This is a genomic window from Paenibacillus sp. FSL P2-0121 (assembly GCF_037975345.1).
Classification (GTDB): domain Bacteria; phylum Bacillota; class Bacilli; order Paenibacillales; family Paenibacillaceae; genus Paenibacillus_AQ; species Paenibacillus_AQ odorifer.
Window position 1 is genome coordinate 3,393,889 of sequence record NZ_CP150245.1, and the last position, 23,674, is coordinate 3,417,562.

The 23,674-nt window shown below is 42.5% G+C and carries 15 protein-coding genes and 1 pseudogene; 9 read left to right on the top strand and 7 right to left on the bottom strand.

Features of this window, described 5'->3' with window-relative positions:
• The first annotated feature begins 54 nt into the window (after positions 1 to 54).
• Together MKY54_RS15135 and MKY54_RS15140 are read left to right on the top strand one after the other, a co-directional pair.
• On the top strand, positions 55 to 1,536 hold the full coding sequence (locus tag MKY54_RS15135) for an Lsa family ABC-F type ribosomal protection protein (protein WP_339191023.1): 1,482 nt from the start codon (positions 55 to 57) through the stop codon (positions 1,534 to 1,536).
• 180 nt (positions 1,537 to 1,716) lie between these two features.
• A complete protein-coding gene (locus MKY54_RS15140; RefSeq protein ID WP_339191026.1) occupies positions 1,717 to 4,506 on the top strand; it encodes a glycoside hydrolase family 3 C-terminal domain-containing protein in 2,790 nt (929 codons plus the stop codon).
• Between the two features lie 229 nt (positions 4,507 to 4,735).
• Here MKY54_RS15140 and MKY54_RS15145 read toward each other — a convergent pair whose 3' ends face one another.
• The 5 genes from MKY54_RS15145 to MKY54_RS15165 all read right to left on the bottom strand — a co-directional run bounded on the left by MKY54_RS15145 (position 4,736) and on the right by MKY54_RS15165 (position 13,725).
• Positions 4,736 to 7,324 carry an FtsX-like permease family protein gene (locus MKY54_RS15145; RefSeq protein ID WP_339191029.1) on the bottom strand — a complete coding sequence of 863 codons (2,589 nt, stop codon included), beginning with the start codon at positions 7,322 to 7,324 and terminating at the stop codon, positions 4,736 to 4,738.
• Positions 7,321 to 8,007 (bottom strand): ABC transporter ATP-binding protein, encoded by a 687-nt coding sequence (locus MKY54_RS15150; RefSeq protein ID WP_076125710.1) that lies wholly within the window; start codon positions 8,005 to 8,007, stop codon positions 7,321 to 7,323. Before MKY54_RS15150 ends, MKY54_RS15145 begins: the two co-directional genes overlap by 4 nt.
• An 82-nt stretch (positions 8,008 to 8,089) precedes the next feature.
• The gene (locus tag MKY54_RS15155; protein WP_076280659.1) at positions 8,090 to 9,079 is read right to left on the bottom strand and encodes a HAMP domain-containing sensor histidine kinase; all 990 of its coding nucleotides are present in this window, start codon (positions 9,077 to 9,079) and stop codon (positions 8,090 to 8,092) included.
• Positions 9,066 to 9,752, bottom strand: coding sequence for a response regulator transcription factor (locus tag MKY54_RS15160; protein WP_076278442.1), 687 nt, complete (start codon positions 9,750 to 9,752; stop codon positions 9,066 to 9,068). The genes MKY54_RS15155 and MKY54_RS15160 overlap by 14 nt, the downstream gene beginning before the upstream one ends.
• A 493-nt stretch (positions 9,753 to 10,245) precedes the next feature.
• A complete protein-coding gene (locus MKY54_RS15165) occupies positions 10,246 to 13,725 on the bottom strand; it encodes a sugar-binding domain-containing protein (RefSeq protein ID WP_339191033.1) in 3,480 nt (1,159 codons plus the stop codon).
• 259 nt (positions 13,726 to 13,984) lie between these two features.
• On the opposite strand from MKY54_RS15165, the gene MKY54_RS15170 reads away from it, so the two are divergent.
• Both MKY54_RS15170 and spoVB read left to right on the top strand, forming a co-directional pair.
• Entirely contained in the window at positions 13,985 to 14,155 is a 171-nt protein-coding gene (locus MKY54_RS15170; RefSeq protein ID WP_339191035.1) for a hypothetical protein, read from the top strand.
• 40 nt (positions 14,156 to 14,195) lie between these two features.
• The gene (spoVB, locus tag MKY54_RS15175) at positions 14,196 to 15,752 is read left to right on the top strand and encodes a stage V sporulation protein B (RefSeq protein ID WP_248548247.1); all 1,557 of its coding nucleotides are present in this window, start codon (positions 14,196 to 14,198) and stop codon (positions 15,750 to 15,752) included.
• A 1,216-nt stretch (positions 15,753 to 16,968) separates the two neighbouring features.
• Here spoVB and shc read toward each other — a convergent pair.
• Positions 16,969 to 18,861, bottom strand: a complete 1,893-nt coding sequence (gene shc / locus MKY54_RS15180; RefSeq protein WP_339191037.1) for a squalene--hopene cyclase — start codon at positions 18,859 to 18,861, stop codon at positions 16,969 to 16,971.
• Between the two features lie 135 nt (positions 18,862 to 18,996).
• Positions 18,997 to 19,443: an OsmC family protein gene (locus tag MKY54_RS15185; RefSeq protein ID WP_076125698.1), complete on the bottom strand. Its 447-nt coding sequence runs from the start codon at positions 19,441 to 19,443 to the stop codon at positions 18,997 to 18,999.
• 191 nt (positions 19,444 to 19,634) lie between these two features.
• Here MKY54_RS15185 and MKY54_RS15190 point away from each other — a divergent pair.
• The 5 genes and pseudogenes from MKY54_RS15190 to MKY54_RS15210 all read left to right on the top strand — a co-directional run.
• Positions 19,635 to 19,802, top strand: a pseudogene (locus MKY54_RS15190) (formylglycine-generating enzyme family protein); the annotation flags it as partial.
• Between the two features lie 115 nt (positions 19,803 to 19,917).
• The gene (locus tag MKY54_RS15195) at positions 19,918 to 20,247 is read left to right on the top strand and encodes a hypothetical protein (protein ID WP_256717452.1); all 330 of its coding nucleotides are present in this window, start codon (positions 19,918 to 19,920) and stop codon (positions 20,245 to 20,247) included.
• Between the two features lie 225 nt (positions 20,248 to 20,472).
• A complete protein-coding gene (locus tag MKY54_RS15200) occupies positions 20,473 to 21,828 on the top strand; it encodes an extracellular solute-binding protein (RefSeq protein ID WP_339191038.1) in 1,356 nt (451 codons plus the stop codon).
• Positions 21,829 to 21,885: 57 nt separating this feature from the next.
• On the top strand, positions 21,886 to 22,785 hold the full coding sequence (locus MKY54_RS15205) for a sugar ABC transporter permease (RefSeq protein WP_076125692.1): 900 nt from the start codon (positions 21,886 to 21,888) through the stop codon (positions 22,783 to 22,785).
• Positions 22,785 to 23,624 carry a carbohydrate ABC transporter permease gene (locus MKY54_RS15210; RefSeq protein ID WP_076125690.1) on the top strand — a complete coding sequence of 280 codons (840 nt, stop codon included), beginning with the start codon at positions 22,785 to 22,787 and terminating at the stop codon, positions 23,622 to 23,624. The genes MKY54_RS15205 and MKY54_RS15210 overlap by 1 nt, the downstream gene beginning before the upstream one ends.
• Positions 23,625 to 23,674 lie beyond the last annotated feature (50 nt).

Genomic DNA, 23,674 nt, shown 5'->3' on the forward strand with positions numbered 1-23,674 from the left:
AGAAAGTAACTTTCTTGTGGCTTTTATTTTGTTAAAATACAGGAGGATTATTTTATGTCATTAATAAATGTCACAAATCTAACATTTGCCTATGAAGGCAGCTACGATAACATATTTGAGAACGTAAACTTTCAAATCGATACCGATTGGAAATTAGGTTTCACAGGGAGAAATGGTCGAGGAAAGACTACATTTCTTAGCTTATTGCTTGGAAAGCATGAATACAGCGGTAATATTTCTGCTCATGTCAGCTTTGAATATTTCCCCTTTCAGGTGAATAACAAGGAGCTTAACACCATAGATGTGATCAGCGAGATTTTTCCGGATTATATTCATTGGAAGTTAATGCGTGAGCTTTCTTTGCTAAAGGTTTCTGAGGATGTGTTATATCGTCCCTTTGATTCATTGTCTAACGGAGAGCAAACGAAAGTGCTGTTAGCCACATTATTCATTAAGGAAAATAGCTTCCTGTTGATTGATGAACCTACAAATCATTTGGATATGACGGCAAGAAAGCTTGTCAGTGATTACCTCAATACGAAAAGTGGATATATTCTGGTTTCTCACGACAGATCCTTTCTTGATAATTGTGTGGACCACATTTTATCAATCAACAAAACCAATATAGAGATTCAAAAGGGCAATTTTTCTAGCTGGTGGGAGAATAAAGTCAGACAAGATAACTTTGAGATAGCGGAAGACGAAAAACTTAGAAGAGATATCAAACGCTTGTCAGCCTCATCTAAACGAACAGGTAACTGGTCACATGAGGTGGAAAAAACTAAAAATGGAACTAGAAATTCTGGATCTAAGTTAGATAAAGGTTATGTTGGGCACAAGGCCGCTAAAATGATGAAACGCTCTAAAGCCATCGAGCAAAGACAGCAATCTGCTATCAACGAAAAGTCTAAGCTTCTTAAAAACATCGAAAATTCTGAGAACTTAGAGATTACGCAGCTTGCTTATCATAAACGTCATCTTGCGGAGCTGGACAATGTTTCGGTTTTTTACGGAGAGAAAAGGGTATGTTCAGAAGTAAGCTTTACCATTGAGCAAGGGGAGAGAATTGCACTCTCGGGTAAAAATGGTTCCGGCAAATCAAGTATCATCAAATTGATTTCCGGTGAGGAGATAGATTATACCGGCACCTTCACTAAGGATAGCCAGCTTATCATTTCCTACGTATCACAAGACACTTCAGATCTACGGGGCGATTTAACAGATTATGCTAGAGAGAATGGGATAGATGAAAGTCTTTTTAAATCTATTCTGCGAAAGCTTGATTTCTCTAGAATTCAATTTGATAAGGATATATCCACTTACAGTGGCGGCCAAAAGAAAAAAGTCCTGATCGCCAAAAGTCTTAGTGAAAAAGCTCATTTGTATATTTGGGATGAACCGCTTAATTTTATTGATGTTATTTCACGTATGCAAATTGAGGAGCTATTGCTTGAATATACACCAACACTCGTTTTTGTGGAGCATGATCGCGAATTTTGCCATAATGTTGCCACGAAGATCATTGAACTTAGCTGATATTTTTAACATCGATTGAAAATTTCCAACTCTAACAGACCAATATTATTATATTAATAAAGATAATTATTATATATATTACAGTTATCCAATGTACTATAATGGTATAGTTAAACTTTATGATATGTAATTGATGCCTAAAGAAACAACCTATAGAATTGAACAACAGGAGGAAACAAGTTGAGTACACAGAGTGTGGGAATTCCATTAGAAGGTTTTGCAGAATTTAGCCGAACGGTAGCAGCAGAAGGTGCAGTACTGTTGAAGAATGATCATCAGGTGCTTCCGCTTGCTGAAAGTGATAATGTTGCTGTTTTTGGCAGAACTCAAGTGAATTATTATCGCAGTGGTACTGGTTCGGGCGGTAGTGTTCATGTTACTTATACGACCAACCTGCTGGGCGGTCTTCGCAGTAAAAAGAACCTTACGATCAACGAAGATTTGGCAGCAGTATATGAGAAGTGGATTGAGCAAAATCCGTTTGATAATGGTGGCGGCGTTTGGGCTGCAGAGCCATGGAACCAGAAGGAAATGCTTTTATCCGACGAATTGGTAGCTGAGGCTAGAAGTAAATCGAACAAAGCAATCATTGTAATCGGACGTACAGCAGGAGAAGATCAGGATAATGTCGATGGTTCAGGAAGCTACCAACTAACAGCTGATGAAAAGGCGATGCTGAAGCAGGTAACTACATATTTTGAGCAAACGATTGTTGTACTGAACGTCTCTAATATTATTGATATGAGCTGGCTGAACGATGAAAGCTATAAAAATCCGATTTCGTCTGTCATCTACTCTTGGCAGGGGGGAATGGAAGGTGGTAATGCAATTGCGGACGTGCTGGCTGGAGAAGTAACTCCAAGCGGAAAATTAACAGACACGATCGCATATTCCATCAACGATTACCCGTCAACACACAACTACGGTAATGAATTTACAAACCTTTATCAGGAAGATATCTATGTTGGTTATCGTTATTTCGAGACATTTTGCCCAGAAAAGGTTCAATATGAATTTGGTTATGGAATATCGTATACCACGTTTAAGCTCGAGCCAGAAGAAGCTAAACTTATTTACAAAGCTGGCGAACTTAATGTTGAAGTCGGCGTAACCGTAACTAATACAGGAACTACCTTTGCTGGAAAAGAGGTTGTTCAGGTCTATTATGAAGCTCCACAAGGAAAATTGGGACAGCCTGCTAAAGCTTTGGCAGCCTTCGCAAAAACAGAAGTCCTTCAGCCAGGCGAAGCTCAACGTCTTACCGTGAGTTTCCCTGTTCATTCAATGGCTTCCTATGATGATGCTGGTGTGTCAGGGCATGCTTCCGCTTATGTGCTAGAAGAAGGCACGTACCGCATATTTGTGGGAACGAGTGTTAAAAAAGTGGAGGAAGTCAAGGTTGAAGGGAATAGCGGCTATGTCGTGGAAACTCTTCAAGTTGTGGAACAGTTACAAGAAGCTCTTGCACCCACGCAAAGCTTTACAAGAATGCAACCAGGTGTTCAAAAAGCAGACGGTTCATATGAACTTGTTTATGCAGAGGTTCCAACACGCAAGATTTCGTTAGCAGAACGGATCGAGAGCAATCTACCAACAACGATCTCCCAGACAGGCAATCAAGGGCATAAATTAAGAGATGTATTTGAACAAAAAGTTAGTATGGAAGCTTTTATTGCCCAGCTTAGTGACGATGATTTGGCTGCCATTGTACGGGGTGAAGGTATGAGCAGCCCATTGGTTACACCGGGTACAGCTTCTGCATTTGGAGGAGTAAGTGATAGTCTATATAACTTAGGAATCCCTGTTGCATGTACGGCAGATGGTCCTTCAGGAATTCGTATGGATAGTGGAGCGAAAGCGACTCAGGTTGCGATCGGAACGCTTCTTGCAGCTACTTGGAATGCCGCATTAGTCGAAGAGCTGTATGTGTTAGAAGGACAAGAGTTGGTAAGAAACAACATAGACACCTTGCTTGGACCAGGTCTAAATATTCGTCGCAGCCCGCTTAATGGCCGCAACTTTGAGTATTTTTCTGAAGATCCTTTGATCTCTGGGGTGTTTGCCGCTGCATGTACACGTGGGATTATGAAAGGTGGCTCTAATGCCACGCTGAAGCATTTTGCCTGCAATAATCAGGAGAAACATCGCAGTAAAGTGGACGCTGTTGTGTCGGAACGTGCGCTTCGCGAGATTTATTTGAAAGGTTTTGAAATTGCAGTGAAGCAGGGTGGAGCGAATTCAATTATGACCTCCTATAACCCTGTTAATGGACATTGGGCCGCTTCAAATTACGATTTGAACACTACAATTCTCCGCGGAGAATGGGGCTTCAAAGGTATTGTCATGACAGACTGGTGGGCTATCATGAATGATGTCGTTAATGGTGGAGCTGCAGACCGGAAATTTACAAATTGGATGGTCCGTGCACAAAATGACCTGTACATGGTTGTAGCTAACTATGGCGCCGAAATTAATGGATGGAATGACAACACCATTGAATCCTTGGAAAATGGATCTTTGACTAGAGGAGAGCTGCAACGTTCTGCAATGAATATTTGTGAGTTCATCATACATGCTCCAGTATTCTCGAGAAAACAGCAAATTGTTGAAACAGTTGAGTCCTTTAAGGCTAATCCTTCACTTACTGCAGAACAAGTACAATCCTTATCTCAAAATCCACAGGTTAAGCCAGCAGTTGAAGGATCGACTTTCTTTGAAGTTGGCCAAGCTGGACAATATCGGATCCTCGTGCATATCATGTCAACAGAACCTGAGCTGGCTCAAAGTGCATGCAATGTTAATTTGAATGATCAATTGATGACAACCATTCAAACCAACGGGACAGAAGGTCAATGGATTAGACAAAAGCTTGTGAAAGTAGAACTCGAAGCAGGTCTTTATGAAATGAAACTGGAATTCATTAAACCAGGTTTACAGATCGACTGGATCGAATTTAATAAAGTTGACTAAGTAGCTCTAAATATAAGTTAAAGGAAAAACCCTGCGCTAATGCAAATCCTCCAATAAGGATGTTTACGATAAACATAATTGTTTAGGCACACAGCCGAACGATTACTGTTGAATTGTAAATAATCTATATTGGAGGATTTACTTTTTGGTGAAGTTTAAATTTGAATACATAGAAAGCCGTATGTCCACAATTTTGCAGTAAAACCTGATCTTAATATCGGTATTAAAATCAAGCCAAATCATCCCGAAGCGCGTCAATGATATTTTCTTTTTTTATCTTGCTAATGGCATACAACATTGTAATAAACACGATAAAGATTACGCCAAACACGCTAATTGCCATACTGCCCCACGGGAATACAAAATTAAAGTTATCTATCCTTTCTACGGCCACTAACCCTTCATAAATCAGCCACGAGATGATTCCCGCTATTGGAATTCCGAACAGCAACGTCCTCATCCCATAAAAGAAACACTCAAAACTCATCATCTTATTGAAATCGCGGTCGGACATCCCCAACGAGCGGAGCATGGCAAGTTCCCGCCTGCGCAGTCTGATATTTGTGGAAATAGTATTGAATACATTTGCAACCGCAATCAGGGAAATCATAATAACAAAAACATAGGTGAACACATCAATAACAAATATTAAACTGCGGTATTGTTCAACTATTGTATGGACATTGTAAAGGGTATAAGCAGACATCATTCCCGTGTCCTGAATGATCGCTTCCATTTCAGCCACCGATTGCGAGGGATTATTTGAAAGAAAGGCCAGGCCCATTTCCGCATGGGTATCCGGGCTTTTAAAGTTCTCTTTAAGTGAATAGGGAGCTACCACCATAAAAACGTATGGCCGCTGCTCTAAAGATTGCCTTGGAGGCGGATCCACCGGGTACGTATCGACAAACGTAATGTTTATGCTTTGCCCCTGTTCCATCATTTGCTTGTCATTTGTTTGGGGGGCGACACTAAATGTCATGGAATGATTTGCAAACATATTAAACACTTCGCTTGGCCTTTCATTATTATCAATCCGCTTTTTGGCAACGGCAATCATCTTCGCGTCCTGCCCGGTATATTCATCTGCAGACAAACCCAATTCTTTGATAAAACTCAGATATTTGCTGTCCTCAATAAACTGGATGTCCATGGGTAGTTGAACCGTTTCGTCCGGCGTAGTATACCCCGCGTATTCCCGGTAACGGTCTGAAAAATCGCTTGCCTTAATTACGGATGTATACACATAAACGGTTTGGTACGAGCTTTCATAAACCCCGTCAGAGGTTTTAAGTTTGTTGTAAAGCGGGATCATTTCGCTGTCGTCCGTCACCTGAGTGGTAAAAAGAATGTCATAGTCCATGTCCATTATCAACTGTTCTGAAAGTCGTTTTAGAGTTGTTCCAAAAGCACTTCCCGATACAAACAGCACGACGCTTAAAGTGAGCGATAACACAATGCTGCGATAACGTTTTTTGTTTCTTTTAAAGTTTTTTAACGCAAGTGTACCCTCCAAACCGTAAATACGCTGTGCAAATTTTGATGTTTTTACCGCTTTCGATTCGGTTTTGACCTCGTTGGTCTGACGAATATTCTCCATCACGGGAGTATTTGCAGCTTTTCTGGCCGGGATATAGGCTGAAATCAAAATGGTAACTAAACTGACTGCTGTAGCTGCGACAATTGCGGGGACAGACAACGATAGGTTTAAAGGCACGGTGCTGTGGAAAGTTTTCCCGAAATTCTCGGCAACCATAGGAATTACAAGTCCGATACTGCCTATGCCGACCATAATGCCAATAGGTATGCCGACTGCACCAATGCAAAGTCCCTCAAATAGCACAGAATTTCGCAGTTGCCTTGCCGTTGCACCCACCGATGCGAGAATCCCGAACTGGCGTGTGCGTTCGTTCAGCGAGATGTTGAACGAGTTATAAATCAGAAAAATCGAGCCTATCATTATTATGGCAACCAAAATGCCGCCAACTGAGTACAGAAGCGTGTTGAACAGTTTATTGTCCGAAGCGCCCATGAAGCGCAGTACATCATCGTTAAAGACATAAGCTCCTGCTCCGACTGTACTGCTTGCGTAAGCCGTTACACCGTGCGGATTTTTCAGTGTGACAAATATACTGAAGTTGTCCGCTTGGTCTTTAGGATCTGCTTTCGTTATCAAGGTGTATCCCGGTGCGGAATGTTCCTCAAAACTGGGTCTTTCGCAGATACCTACAACCTTGTAGGTTCTCTCTGATTTTGGAACAAGGGTTTCTTTGTCCTCTCCCGATTCACCCCCGGTCTGATAAGGGTCGTGTTGGCCGAGATTCTTGTTTCCATTCAATCGGCTTCCAACAGAAAGTGAAAGTGTGTCGCCCAACTTAAATCTAACACCGCCCTTTGCAGTAACGTGAGACGGGACGAGAATCTCCTTGCTATTTTCAGGAAGCCTGCCGGAAATCAGGCTTGTGGGTAAGGTATCAAAGGCTTCCTCACTGAATCCGGTGATGAAAAGATAGGGCTTTTCAGGGCTTTTCCCGCCTTCAAGCGTTGCATAACCGATATTTTCAAATGCTGCGCTGTTTGCAACTTTACTGTCATGGGTTCTCTCTTGCACGAAAGAGGAATCAACATCCAAAAACTCAACGTGCCAACCGCCGTATTTCGCAATAGAACCGTTTACCAGATAATTTAACAGGGAAGTGCCAAAGGTAGCGACAGCCGTAATCATGGCGGCGGACAGAACAACTCCGATCACCGTGACAATCGTTCGGGAACGGCTTTTTTTCATACTTTGCAGTGTGACTTTGTTAAAAATATTCATGGCCGAACCACCTGTTCATCCCGCGTTACTTTGCCGTCTGTTATACCGATAATACGGTCTGCTTGCAGGGCAATATTTTCGTCATGGGTGACGAGGATCAGGGTCTGCCCATATTTTTTATTGCTTTCTTTGAGCAGCTTGATGATTTCATGTCCATTTCGGCTATCTAAGCTGCCCGTGGGTTCGTCGGCAAGCATGACCGCCGGGGCATTCATCAAAGCGCGTCCTATGGAAACACGCTGTTGCTGACCACCTGAAAGCTGATTGGGTAAATGCGTTTTTCGATCTTGCAACCCAAGCATTTCGAGCAGGTCATTTAGCCTTTCCTCGTTGACCTTGCGCTTGTCCATAAGGATAGGCAAAGTGATATTTTCCACTACATTCAGAGTGGGAATGAGGTTGTGAAATTGGTAAATCAGTCCAACTTGCCGTCTGCGGAAGATGGCGAGTTTTTCATTGCTTTGGCTATATACATCTTGCCCGTTCAAATATACCTTTCCGCTTGTCGGTACGTCTACGCCCCCGACGCTGTGAAGCAATGTAGATTTGCCCGAGCCGGACGAACCGATGATTGCGGTGAATCCTCCCTTTTCAATTGTAAGTGAAACATGGTCAAGCGCAGTAACTTGATTATTTCCCTTACCGTAGACTTTGCATAAATTTTCAATTTTTAAAAACTCCATTATGTGAGTCTCCTTTCTGATGGGTTACCCATATAATAGAACCTTCAACTTACATCTCTGTGACTTTCAGGTGAGAGATCTGTCACTTTGAGAAACGAATGGTAAAGATTGCGCCGCCTTGCGGGTGGTTTTTTGCGGTAATCGTTCCTCCTTGCCGCGTTATAATCATCTTGCAGAGAGCCAATCCAATCCCGTATCCTGTAGCGTTTGGGTTTTTCCCGCGATAAAACCTGTCAAACAAGCAGTGCAAATCTTCTTTCTGAAAACCCGCACCGCTGTCGTGGATGGCAATCTCGGTAAATAACCGGTTATCCGTACAATCAATCTCAATCCTCCCGTGCTCGCCTGCACTTTCTATACAATTTTTGAGGATGTTTTGAATTGCTTGCGAAATCCAACCTGGATCGCCTTGAATAAGTACTACTTTCGGCACGTCTATTTGCAAATCAATATAGCGCAGTTCTATTGGGATTAGGAACGGGCGAAGGGCGGAGCGTATCAAGCTATCTACATCTATCTGCTCGTTTTGGAATACCACAATGCCCGCGTCCAAGCGAGATAATTTTAGTAGAGAAGTAATCAGCCAATCCATCCGCACAAGCAATTCTTCTGTTTCTCGTATAAATGCTTTCCGTTCGTTTTCATTAGGGCTATTCTCTAACAAAGACAGAATGAGGTTGGCTGATGTGAGTGGGGTTCGGAGTTGGTGGGCTATGTCGGCCAGCGAATCGGCAAGATGTTCTTTTTCTTTTTTCAGCGCATCGTTTTGCTCCCGAATGCGCAGTAGCATTTTTGTTATCTCGCTGTGCAGAATAGAAAGCTCGCCCTCGTCCGACTCTTCAATGTACAGAAGGTCAGCATTATGAAGCACAAGGTCGATTTGATGTGAAATCCGTGCAATGCTTATGTATCGGGCTTTGGTAAACACGAAAAACGCTATGCCAAAAGCGGCGGTAGAGGTAGTGGTAAGGATTCCCGCCGCCATATTGATTGCAAATCCCAGCGTCACAGCGGAGGTGGCAATTAAGGAGAACAAAATGACAAAATGTCGAAACTCTCTATTCCGAAGCATACTCGTTCCCCAATCTATATCCCGTCCCACGAACAGTCAGAATAATTTGCGGACTTGCTGGATCGTTCTCTATCTTCTCCCGCAAACGTTTGATGTACACGGTCAGTGTATTGTCATTGACAAACTCGCCTGCAGCGTCCCACAATTCGTCAAGCAGCCTGCCTCTCGTGATAATACTTTTCGAATTGCTAATAAACATCAGCAACAAGCGGTATTCTAATGCTGAAAGAAAGACCTCGCTACCGTTTTTCTCCACAATGCCACTTGCCATATCGACATGAAGCCCGTGAATTTTAAAATCAGATATGGAACGCCCACTTTTTCGCAAGGCGGCTCCAATTCGTGCAATCAATTCACGCGGACGAAAAGGCTTAGTGATATAGTCGTCCGCGCCCATGTTCAGCCCGGTAACAACACTTGACTCATCGCCAGAAGCCGTCAGAAAGATTATGGGAATATCTTGCGTTTTTTTGATTTCCGTGCAAACCGCAAAGCCATTTCCATCAGGCAAAGAAATATCAATCAACGCCAAGTCAAATTTATTTCCGGCAAGCGCGGTAAGGGCTTCACTCCGCGTAGGGACATGAGAGACTGTAAATCCCTCTGAGCGGAGCAGAAGCACAAGGTTTTTAGCGATTGTCTTATCGTCCTCAACCAAAAATATCTGGTTCATTTATTTGCACCGTCCTTTACTTTACTGCAACTATATCGTCCGTTAGCCGGGTTTTTAGCGTCAATTGGAACAAGGCAAGTATTTCCCATTTTTTCGCTGATTCCTTTGTCGTTATATAATCTATGCATAACACCTCCTTAGATCTATTATATTTCTTTTGACAGAAACATACAGTCCGAGGTATAAACAAAAAATATAGGGTGTGTAAACTTATATTAAAGGCAGAAATATGAACGCTAAAATGTAATAGGGTTAAATAGTATGAAGCTAAATGTAACAGGAAGAAATCTCTCGAAAGAAAAGAGTCTGCAAATTAAGGATGAATTTCAAAAGCAATGTCTGATAAAAGGTTTAAAACAAGAAAAAAGCCGTAGGACTTGATAATCCTACGGCAAATCTCAAAAGCCGAAAACATCCTTATTGAACCGTGACAAATGCGCAGGGGATTTGTTCTGTAATAAAGCTATCCATCTAGTTTAAAGTTGAAAATACCTTACTCTGCTTGGAACTGGAACCACTTAAAATCAAACTGGCTCCCCGGTAGAAATATAAAGGTGACGGTTTGCGGACCGGTTATGCGCTCCAATACAAATTCTCTTTCGCAATAATCACTTGACTGTGTAAACTCCACAAGCTGTCTCTTTTCACCCTCTGGTCCGCTAAATAGAATATGCAGAGTATTTTTATCGATAGGCGAATGCCCGCATAAGGTTAGTTTAGTGCTTCCAGTATCACCGAAGTCCATATCTTTAAAGATGAGAGAGACGTTGTTACCAATATTTTTGATTTGTCCATCTGCCAGCGTAAAGGAATCCCCATAAATCTGATTGTATTCTAGAACGTTAAGTTCTTCGTACGCTTTTAAAGGCTTGTTAAACTGAAAGCCCTTGAGATGAATCTTTTTATGAAGAACAAAACAAAGGGTGGTGACACCTTTTATTCGCTCAGGTAATGAGTAGGTTTCCTCTTGATATACATTCCATATGGAAGGTTTTTGATAGGTTACCTGTGTCAGCAGAGCTGCGTTTGGAGCATCCGGAGTACCTTTCCATATATCAATCGTATATTTATCGTTATCTAGCGCGAAGATAGGAAGGGTAAGTTCAGTAGCTCCATAATCACCGAAATCGATGTTGTCGAAACAGATCCAGCTTTCTCCTTCTCTTGCAGTAGCCACTCCGCGTTCATTCCCATTTGTTAAGTTCCGGCTCGTATTGCTATGATAACCAGCGGAAACAAACTCATAAGGATTCAAAAAGGCAGCTCCCATATCTCGAATATGGAATTCCATAAGCGAGTACAGGCGCACTTGATCTGCACCGTTTTTCGTTGCACACCGTACATAGACGTCTCCGTCTCCCAATGCCGATATTACTGCTTCATGCCCATTTGCCTCAAGAACGGCTATATTGGCGTCAATACCGGCAGCATTCGTAACTCGCCATTCAATTTCCTGATAGGTTGCGTTCTCTGGATGAATTTGCACACGAACCGGAAGTGCTCGAGTGTCCTTCGTTAGTTGATTTCCTTGTGGGCATATGATTTCCAGCTTGCGAACGGGAATTTCATCTGATAAATAGTCTTGGGATAACTCGCTCACATCCGATAGTGATTGTGACGAATGCTGATAAAGTATAAGCTCTTCGTCCTTAGAATGATCTAGCTCTCGTGCTTCGGAAGTCAGTGTAAGCTCAGCAGACTGTAAGCCATGGGAAGATGCACGTACAACGATTGTACCTGACTCCAATGAAGAGGCAATGACCGCAAGCAATTTGCCGCTGAACATCCGGCGACTTGTTCCTTTATATGAATCGTAGTCAGTGCTGTCACCATTATCCAAACCAACAAGACGCCCCGGCCCTTCTACAGAGATTTGAATACGATTATTGGCATTCTCCACGGGACGTCCTTCTTGATCGAGAGTCGAGATCTCAACAAATACCAAGTCCGATCCGTCAGCAGTCAACTGAGTTTTATCAGGATTCATGACCACAGTGGCCGAATCTCCGAAAGAAGTTACCGTATCTTCAGCGATCTGCACTCCGTGTTCATCATAAGCGACTGCTCGCAGAGTACCATCGCTATAGGGGAGCTGCCATTCCCCAAGCAGCTTTTTACCATGTTTATGGTCAATGTTAACCGTGCCCATGGATTGATCATTAAAGAACAATTCGATTTGTGGTGCGTTGGAGCATACTCGCACATCAATAAGCTGCCCTTTAGAGAAATCCCAGTACGGAAAAATATGAATCATCGGGGCGACCTTGTAATCCGTCCATTCTGCTTGATAAATATAATAGGAATCCTTTTTGAATCCTGCGGTATCCAGTTGACCGAAATACGAGTTTTTAGTGAAGTACGGGGTTGGCTCCCCGATATAGTCAAATCCAGTCCAAATAAATTGTCCCGGCGAGTAGGTCGCATCACGATCTGCGATGATGCAAGCTTCTGTGTTTTTGGCACCCCAGCTAGTAGAACTGTTCCCTAAGGCTGAGCATTGTTCATCATCGTCAGACAATACAGACTGAGCATAAGGGAAGTGGTAGATGCCTCTGCTCTGTACAGTAGACGAAGTTTCACTACCATAAATAATCCAGTCGGGATGTTCCTCATGATGCTGGTCATAGTATTTTTCAGCATAGTTATATCCTGCGAACTTCACTAGATCTGCGCATTTCTGTGCATTCTCCCATGGCATATAGTTGGAACCGATAGTAACTACTGCATTTCCTTTAGGGTCATGAACCTGCACCAGATCGCGTAATTCTATGGTCAACTCTTGCCCACGTTCATCAGCATGGGTGTCGTATATTTCATTTCCGATACTCCACATGAGCATAGAGGGGCGATTTCTATCCCGGCGTACCCAGCTGGCAATATCTTGTTTCCACCAATCCGGATAAAATCTGGCGTAGTCAAAAGGAGTTTTACTGCGTTCCCACATATCGAATGCTTCGGAAACTATGAGCACGCCCATCTCATCCGCTAGTTCCATCAGTTCAACGGCTGGCATATTGTGGGCCGTACGAATAGCGTTTACGCCCATCTCCTGCAGGAGGAGAATCTGTCTTTTTAGAGCTACCTTATTCACCGCAGCCCCCAAACATCCCAAATCATGATGTTGGCATACGCCATGAATCTTCACCTTTCGGCCATTCAAAAAGAAACCTTGTTGGCTGTCAAACTCCATCGTACGGAATCCGAAGGTTTGGATTTCTTCTTCAATTACCTGATCATTCTCCAGCAGCTCCGTTTTTAGGGAATAGCAGTAAGGCTGGTTAATATCCCAGAGCATTGGATTATTGACGGATAAGAGGGCAGAGCTGGATACAGCAGACCCGACTTGTACTGGACTTTCATTCTCTGCATGAGAGATACAGATACCTGAAGCGTCCAGTATACTGTGACGAATTATGTAGTGATTTGCGGTTTGTAATAGATCATTGCACAATACTTCGGTATCTATCTCAACATTCCAGGAATCCTCTTTTTTATGAGTAGAGATATAAATACCATCAGGCACAATATGTGTCCCTGGATACGTCTTCAGCCATACACTTCGATAGATGCCCGCACCGGAATACCAGCGTGAATTAGGAGACTCATGAACCACTTGAACATAGATTTCGTTGATACCTTCAATAATGTATGGCGTGATATCTAATTCAAAGGTGGAGTATCCATTTTTCCAGACGCCTGCGATATGGCCGTTCACATAGAGAGTGGAGTCCATGTATACGCCTTCAAAACGAAGCGAGACACGACTATTTGGCACTTTCTCATCTATAATTATGCTTTTACGGTACCAGCCTTCTCCGCTTTCATATAGATTATGTGTATCAAAAATTAGCCAGTCATGGGGTAAGGTTACGTAGATCCACTCCAAATCAGCTGCTATCACCGATTCTAAAGTGGACTTAAGCGGCTGTTTGCTGAATAACCAGTCATTATTTAATCTTGTTTTCTGACTCATGAATGAAGTTCTCCTTTATCTTTGGAAAATTTAGAAGTGGTTATTAACGATGTGAATGATTTCCGTAAAGCCTTTTGTATTCTTTTTTATCATATCAAAGATTTTGCAAAAAGACATTCACGAAGAAGAGTAAAAAAACTGTAATAACAAAGCTATTGAAATCGCATTCAAAATGATAACATGCCATTGGTAAATTATCTATTTATTTCTTAATATATCTTTTATTGCGGAGGATGAAATTTATACAAAAACAGTACTAATGAACAATACAGAGAAGTATCTCTGGTCTATGAAAAATGTTATTGCTACAGAAGCTAATGAAAGTGAGGAAAATGCCTGGTATACCGGCTTAGATGTGTCGGGCTTATTGCTGATTAAATACTTTACAAATACTTGTCTGCATGTACTTGCGTTTGTTCGAATAAGTTAGAAAGAAGGACAGGACAAACCATAGGTGGAGATGCGTATAAATGGGGATGCGTAAACAAAGTTTTATTCGTGGCACGTTCATATTAACCGTGTCGTCATTTTTCACAAAAGGGCTTGGTTTTTTGAACGGAGTCTTGCTGGCACGTTTTTTGGGAGCAGAGGGAGTAGGGCTGCTTATGATTGCTCATCCACTGCTTCCCTTATTTATTACGCTAACAGAGCTGGGGCTTCCTGTTGCGATTTCAAAGCTTGTATCGGAAGCTGAGGTTAAGCAGGATGAAGCGCGAGTAAAGCGTATTCTCACAGTATCCTTAAGCATTACGGGTACGTTGAGTATTATATTAACTTTAGTGGCTCTATTTGGCTCCAAATGGATCGCATCGATTTTTTTGGCCGATCAGCGGGCGTATTATGCTATGGTTGCTATTACGCCGATCATTCCAATTATTGCGATGTCTGCTGTACTGAAAGGTTATTTTCGTGGAAAACAGAACATGAACCCACTTGCCTTTTCCGATATTATTGAGAATCTGGCGCAAATCATTGTCATTATCGGTGTTGTCAACGTATTGTTGCCCTACGGTATTGCCTATGCGGCTGCTGGCGCAATGGCTGCCTCCGTTGTTGGGGAAGGTTTTGGTTTGCTCTATTTGTTTGCTGTTTTCAAATGGGCAAATCGAGGTAAGGTCAAAACCTCTCCACCACCTACGTCAAGAATTTCACTTAAAGGAGACAGTACGTTGAGAGATTTGCTGCGCATCGGCTTACCGATGACAGGCAGCGGTTTTATTCATTCGCTCTATCATGCCTTTCTACCACTGCTGATTACGAAAAGTCTAGTACTGTTTGGTGTAGGTGTTGAGATGGCGACCAAGCAATTCGGACTTCTAGCGGGTTATGCTCTTCCCATGTTGTTTCTCCCCAGCTTCTTCACACAATCGTTGTCGACTGCATTAATTCCGGCGATCAGCGAAGCAAGTGTGAGCAACAATAGCAAGCTTATGCATAATCGGATGGATATGGCTATGCGATCCGCGCTTATAGTAGGTTTCCCATGTACAATCATCCTGTACTTATGGGCTGTACCCTTAACAACTATGATCTATCATTCGCCAGAAGCGGGCGAGCTGCTAAGGTTAATTGCACCCTTATTTTTTCTTTATTATTTCGGAGCGCCACTGCAAGCGATTTTGCTTGGTTTGGGGAAAGCATCAACCGTTATGTGGAATCATATTCTTACGAATATTTTTGAAGTGATTGCGATCTTTGTTCTAGGTTCTAATATTGGAATCGAAGGGGTGGCCATGGGATTCGGACTGGGGCTCTTGCTGCTGACATTGTTGAATTTTTTATCTGTGGCAGGAACGATCGGGTTTTATTTTGACTTTCGTATTGTATTCAAGGTGGGAGCAGGAGGAATTGTCATGGCGCTTAGCGGGTTGGCGGCTCACGGAATTCTGGAAAGATTGCACCTGGGGCAGGTCATTGAACTGTTCGGAGCGTTGCTTGTTTCGTTAATCACCTATGCAGCAACATTGCAGGTAACCCATGCGTGGGAAAGGGCACCGAAACCACCAACGATTACACCTGTTTCTTGAAAAGGAATATTTCGGTAGCATGCTCCAAAAAATAATTGAGTAATGATGCAACCCTCTGTGTACCAGTATGGGGGCGGATGAAGGTAACGGATGGGAAGCGGCGAGGTGTTTAACTGTATTTTGTGCAGCTATAATCGTTCAAAACAGTTGTGTATTGAAAATAGCTGTATTTCTTACATCTATTCTCACGAGTTAAAGCCTATTAGGTGATTTCTCTTGATTTTAATTGTATAGAGTGCAGTTAAAGTCGGAGTTATTCCCTAGCAATATCGATTAAGTGTATAAAATGCAGTTATTTCATTAGATTACGTTAAAATCCTGAGCTACAAATATACGGAGTGGGGATATCAGAAGTTACAGTCATAATTTGCTCAGGCAAAACGCCAGTGATCCAAAATATCAGGCAGCGATCCTTGATTATCGGAGATTGCGCCTGATTGACTATGTGTTAACTACGCTCAATTGACTCAATGCAAAAATGGAATCTATCTCATAAGTAATCTAAGTGATTTCTATAGGGCTGCTCCAAATAGCAAATTGGATTGATTAGGTAACATTTTGCGCACACGTATTTGCTATCGGACACAGCTGAGCTTAAGAGCAGATTTAGCTTACATTTGGAATTTTAACGGACCCCATCGCAGTTATTACCATGAAAAAAACCAAAAATGGCTCTCTTTTTGAGGAATAGTTGCACTGGAGTCCGTAACCTAACTAAAAATCCTAAAAACAAGCAAATAGCGTCTTCTGAGTCCGAAAAGCTCTAAACTTGATCAAGACTGGGTGATTTAGAGGTAGGTACAACGGACAAAAGCATTCAACCCCCGGTTCATAACACCAGAGCAATGATTCTTCAATAACGGATGGTCGCTGCTCTGGTGTTTTTAACTAATAGAAAAAGCAGACGGTCTTTATGGAAAGAAAACATGTAGTATAGTTTGAACAGATGAATACGTATTGGAGCAAGTTATTGGAGAGGGTAGGGGAGCTGATATACCAATCCCTATGGCATTTAATGAATGATTTGGTTGCGTTACTGGTTCGTACCCGTTTACGGACTGACTGTAATGGAGATGTAGACTATTAAGTAAGTACTGATAAGGAGAGTTTGTCGTAAAGGACGGCAAATGGTGCGATTCAAGCTTTTACGAGACAGTTAAAAAGTGGAGCAGGACAACGCTAGTTATTACCGAGTATTACCGAGTATTACCGAGTACTAACCTTGACCGTATTTTTTTCTGTAATGACTCAGTGTGAGTAGTGGCCAGATATACCGATAACTATGATAATTGGAATAGAAATTACCGGGGAGACCAGCGCCAGTGGGATAAGAAGTTTTCCAATCCTCTTCATGAATAGACGTGATTAGTCTATGAATTCCTTTATCCACCGCAGCTGTTGGCTCTGGCTGAACGGTGATAATCGCATCAAGTGCCCAGGCGGTTTGTGAAGGTGTGCTTTCTCCTAAAGGAACATATTGTAGAAGCCGGTCGCTGTGACAAGACTCCCCCCAACCACCGTCCGGGTTCTGAATGCTTAGGAGCCACTTCACTCCTTTTTGCAATGTATCATGATTTATAGGGAGCCCAACAGCCTGCAGGCCTGTTAATGATGCCCAAGTGCCATAAATATAACAAACACCCCATCTTCCATACCACGAACCATCCTTCTCCTGATGTTGAATCAGCCATTTTGTACCCCTTTTAATGAACTCGTGTTGTGTATTTAAACCAGCGAAGTTTCCGAGAAACTCCAAAGTTCGTCCGGTAAGATCTGCTTCCGAAGGATCAATGGCTGCAGATTTAGCACCATCGATAGCGAGCCATGTGAGCATTTCTTTATTGGTGTTTTTTTCGAATGCCGGCCAGCCGCCGTCGTTATTTTGCATCGATAGGACCCAATTCAGTCCGCGATTCCATGATTCTAGATATGGAGGGTGAATGGTTGATAAGCTTCGGATGGCTCGCAAGGCTGCCGTTGTATCATCTACGTCCGGATTGATTGTATTAGACTCAGAGAATCCCCATCCGCCGGGAACTATATCCGGATTATGGATGCTCCAATCAGCAGGTTTATGATGCTGTTTATCCAGAAGATAAGTTGCAGCGTGTTTTATTCCTTTGTGATCAACCGGAATTTGAGCCTCTTGTAAAGCATAGGAGATTAACGCTGTATCCCATATTGTAGATGGAGAGTTTTGAATTGTAGTATTACGATTTGATTGGCATTGCAGTGCGGTGAGACCTTGAATGGCCTGTGTAATTATTGGATGCTGCCGATCATAATCGAGAGCAAGCAGGGCAAAAACCATAAGAATCGTACTGCTGGCATAGCTGTAAAAGGTACCGTCGGATTCGATTCGCTGGAGCATATATTGTTCCGCTTTGTTTTTGGCAGCTTCATGTATGTAGTGTGGACTCCCGAGTAATCTGCTCAAACCCATTTGAATAACATCCTGCATTTCCTGATATCCACGGGTAGGCGATTCATCTGTATCCAATCGTGTCTCTATAAGATCTGACAGATCAGGAGCATGGGCTGTAGTGATCGAAAATCGCCGATCGGCCATAATGAGCATAGGAGTGAGGTGTACCCTAGAGTAGCCAGAGAATTCGAAATAGTTAATAGGGAAGTAAGAGGGAAACAAAAGCACCTCCAGTGGAATCGAAGAAATTGCTAAAGGCCACTTGCTTTGACCCGTTGCGGCGAGAATGACTCTAGTTAAGATACTTGTGACCTTGCCTAAACCACCTTTAGACAGTATATAACGCTTAGCCCGAAGTATTGGCTCGTCTGTTATCTTACTGTATTCAGAATAGAGCAGGGCATAATAAGCTTCGACTGATGTGGATAAGTTCCCAGCTTCTTCGTCCTTATATAACTGCCAGCAACCCTCTCGCTGTTGTGCATCAAGAATGCGATCATGTAGCTGCCGAATGAGCGTTTCATTCTGTAGGTTCAACACCCTAAAGAGAATGATCATATAAGCATCGATCACAATCCCGTTCTCAAAACAAAAATGCCATGAGCCGTCATCCTTCTGCTGTTGTAGCAAGAACGTTGACAAACGTTCGATTTCTTCATCTACTTTACTTAGTATATCCGTCATGTTTTGGGTTCCTCCGAAGGGCATCATTTTTAACATTATATGAAGTCGGAGAACAGGACATGAAAAAGAGCTGCTTAGTCGCTTTTACGCAACTTTGCAGCCCTTTTTACATTCCCTCTTAGCATTATTAAACGGTTAATTTTCAATCACAATACGATTTAGCTTGAGATTAACCGGAGCAGCAATGGTGTCACCTACAGGGCATTTGCTCTCCAAAAATTGTACGAACTGTTCGACCTTCTCAGCAGGGGATGGAGTCTTTATGTAGAATGTATACCGAATATCGGAATAGCCAGGACGTACTTCAGAGCGGTTGAAGAATCCGTCGAGATCCAAGTCACCTTCCACATCTACTCTGAAATCTTCAAGCTCCACCTCAAATTTAGAGGCGTAGACCCGAGCTACAATGGATTGGCAGGCACCCAAAGAAGCGAGCAAAGCTTCAACAGGATTCATTCCTGTATCCGTGCCCCCTAGACTTGTCGGTTCATCGATGACCAGCTCGAATTGTCTTGCATTAGTAACGACCTTTACGCCGTCTTGCAAATGAGCAGTTGCTTTGAAAGTTTGAACATTTGGCATGTGTTTACACTCCTTCTTGTGGACAAACTAAGGATGATTTAATGTTTCTTATTTTTTTGTAATTCATAGTATGTTTCTAGGAATTGTATAGATTATAGTTCTATTCTGTATACCCGTCAATACATGATTAAAATTATAGTTAGGAGGCAGCTAGAGTGTCGACCGAAATTGAGGGCTATTTGGACTATCCTATGGTTGCAATTCCAGGGGGAGAAATAGAATTAAGAGACGATCGGATAAAGCGTAGTTGGAAAGCACAATTCAAACCGTTTCTTCTTGCACCCTATCCTGTAACTATGGATCTATCCAATGCTATAATTAATAACTCATCTCAGGGAGATCTAAAGCCGTTTGTGAATATAAAGGTGAAGATGGTATACACATTACTTGGATAAGGAGTCAGACGGCTTCCATCTTACCCGGTCTTATTAATGGGCTATGGTTTTGTAAGTGGAATTAGAGGAGGGAATAATTATGCGCGAAGGGCACATAGATAAGCACGGTTATAACGAGCATCGAGAATACGGAGAGCATGAAGAAATGAATATAAATGGAGTCAAGGAGGGTTCGGAGCATCCTCACAAAAGCGCTCAGACCTTTCGTCGTGCTAGGGCTATCGCATTTTTGGACAAGCTAATGATTAATCGTTCGGCGTTGCAGCAGCAGCTAAACGAGTCAGAGATTGAATCGGCAAAACAAGTCATTAGTGGTGAACTAAAAGCTACGGAAGCGATCATCGATGAGTTCATACATATGTTTCAGATTCATGAGATAACTTCTGATAATAGAGAAGAGAGAAGATAGAACCTAAGCCACTCAGCTATATAGAGGTGTTCATTCCCTAAGTTTTGATATGAATGAAAAAAAGACTTCTGAAGAAATCAGAGGTCTTCTTTATGTGTAGCTAATAAAGAAAAATGTCTAATGTAAAGAGAATACATCATTAAGTAAAACGCTTTCATGTTCACTCGATAAATTGATTTATATAATTAGTCCTGTAAGCAATATAAAAATGGGGGGCGAAAAAGAATGAAAAAAGTCAACAAAAAAAGGATTAGCCTAACTCTAACAGTGTTGATGGCTATGTCCATACTTATCACTGCTTGTGGTGGGAACAACGGGAATAACGTGAATTCTGAGGCTAATGCAAACGCAGGCAAAACGGGAAAAACCCCTGCGGCGGAAGAGAAGCTCAAGATTACTATGTGGTCCCAATTCGCGGATCCAAATTCTAAAGACGGCGGGTTTGTTGGTTTTTATAAAGCACTTGAAGCAACCCAGGCTAAATTTCCTAATGTTGAAATCGAGCATGTGGGTGTTGGGGGCGAATCTTATAAAACAAAAGTGAAAGCGGCTTCAGCCGCCAATGAGCTGCCCGACATTTTTTACACCTGGGGTGGCGGATTCTCTGAGCCATTTATAGCGGGGAACCGGATTTTGTCCATTGATGATCTCGCAAAAGATGGAACGCTGGACCAAATTGTACCAGGTACGACAGACAATTTCATCTTCGATAGCAAGCTTTACGGTCTGCCGATCAATATAGCTACTGCTCAAATGTACGTCAATAAAGAACTATTTGAGCAAGCAGGAGCGAAAATTCCGGAAACATGGGATGAGCTTGTTGCTGCGATTGAAGCACTAAAAGCAAAAGGCATTCAGCCGATTGCACTTGGGGCTAAAGACAGATGGCCAGCAATGCAATGGAACGCGATTCTAGCCATCCGGATGGCAGGCGTGGATGCTGTAAATGCCGCTTTAACGAAAACAGGATCATTCGACACAGCTGAATTCACAGAAGCTGCTGCGAAATACAAACAATTGATTGATGCGGACTCCTTCGGCAAACATTTTGTTGGAACTTCTTATGATGACGCGACAAATATGTTCCTATCAGGCAAAGCAGCTATGATGTTCATGGGCGCTTGGGTCAACGGACAGATTGAAGATGATAACTCTCTGGTCAAAGGTAAAGTGGTACCGATTAAATTTCCAACCATTCCAGGGGGGAAAGGAAATGCTGACGAGTGGTTCGGAGGTTCGGGTGAAACATTCGTGCTCAATGCCGATCTGAAAAACAAGGAAAGAATATGGGAAGTATACAAGTTCTTTATTGAGACCATGTCTAAAGAAGTATTTCTGGCTGGTTCAGGCTCCTCAGCATGGAAAGTTGATGTAGGTGACACTTCTCAAATGAATCCACTGGCTCTGCAAATTGGTGAATTGTCCTCATCAGCAACTGGTTTCTCCTACTGGTGGGATCAACTGCTGAATGGTAATGACACTGAATCTATGTTCGGTTCGCTGATGAAATTCGTCGCCGGAAAAACAACACCTGAAGACTACACGAAAGAACTACAGAGCAAGGTCAATCAAGGACAATAATCTGCGTCAGGCGGCGAGAATTGTTCGCCGCCTGATCGATTTAAGGTGGAGTGAAGCATGCATCAAGTATTCGGAAACAAAAAGGCTATCGCCGTATTTGTTGTTCCTGCTTTGATTTTATACATTCTTGTCGGTTTTTTCCCGATCCTTCAGTCTATGTATTACAGTCTGCTGGACTGGGATGGGATACAACCGGCTAAATTTATTGGTTTAGCTTCTTATAAGGATTTATTTTTTGCAGATACGTACGGCATGGATTTTAATCATTCGATACTTAATACGTTGTATCTGGCAGTTCTTTCTGTTTTCATGCAACTTCCGATAGCTCTGGTGCTCGCTCTGGTTCTTGCCAGAGGGGTGTGGGGTGAAAAGCTGTATCGTACTTTGTATTTCATTCCAGTCTTGGTATCCTCCTCTGTCATCGGGGTTATGTTTCTGAAAATCTATCAGCCTGAATATGGCTTGCTGAATACGATACTCAATCAACTAGGCTTGTCCTCCTGGACACATGATTGGTTAACGGAAAGCGGAACTGCACTAATAAGTGTTATGATTCCAATCGTTTGGCAATATATCGGCTACCATATGCTTCTAATGTACGCTGCCATCAAAGGGATTCCTGAAGATTTGTACGAGGCTGCGAAAATTGACGGAGCATCAAGTATAAGAACCGCCTTCTCTATCACTATTCCACTTATTTCACCGATCCTGAAGGTATGCGTCATATTTGCTGTTTTGGGATCATTGAAGTTTTTCGATTTAGTCTTCATTATGACCAATGGCTACCCTACACCGGAAACTAGTGTTCCAAGTACATTGATGTATTCGTCGATTTTTAATCGCAATATGTATGGGTACGGCAGCGCGATGGCCGTGTTTATGGTTGTGGAATGTCTCTTTTTCTACTTAGTTCTACAAAAACTGATCAGAACCTACGATGATAAGGAGGAGAGCTAATGACAACAACACATAACCGCCGCTGGCCAAAGGTTGTTTTGCAGATTGCGTTTCTAATCTTCGCAGTTATTCAACTGTATCCGCTCGTGTGGCTTGTATTTTCCTCCTTTAAAACAAACATAGAAATTACAGGCTCAAATGTGATGGGCTTGCCTAATGAGTGGCGGTGGGCGAACTACGACTACGCACTTTTTAAGGCGAATATCGCACGTAACTTTTTGAACAGCCTTATGTATACAACGGTAACTGTCATTATTTCTGCTCTGTTATCGGCAATGGTTTCTTTTGCTGTCGCAAGAATGAAGTGGAAGCTTAATAATGTGGTGCTTACTTTCTTCATGCTGGGATTGATGATCCCCGTTCATGCTACGCTGCTACCTGTCTTTCAGATGTTAAAAATGACAAGCTTGCTGAATACGCCTTGGGCCTTAATCATTCCTTATACCGTTAGTGCACTTCCTACTACAATCTTTATCATGATTGGTTTCTTTAGAGCGCTGCCAGGGGAGTTGGAAGAAGCCAGCGTTGTAGACGGCTGTAATATTTATCAGGTTTTTTTCCGTATTATGCTTCCGCTTGTAAAGCCGGCTATCGTAACCACTTCCATCTTTACTTTTTTATCCGCTTGGAACGAACTGATGTTTGCCAATACATTCATTAATGATCCTGACTTAGCAACAATTACCGTCGCCATCAATTCGTTTAAAAGTGCCTATGCCACAGAATTTGGACCTATGTTCGCAGGAATGGTTGTGGCTACACTACCCATGATCATTATCTACTTGTTCCTAAGTAATCAAGTCCAAAAAAGCATTATTGCCGGGGCAGTTAAGGGTTAAAGCAATGGGATAGGAATCTTTCGAAAAATGCTATACTAGTGTCGTATTGA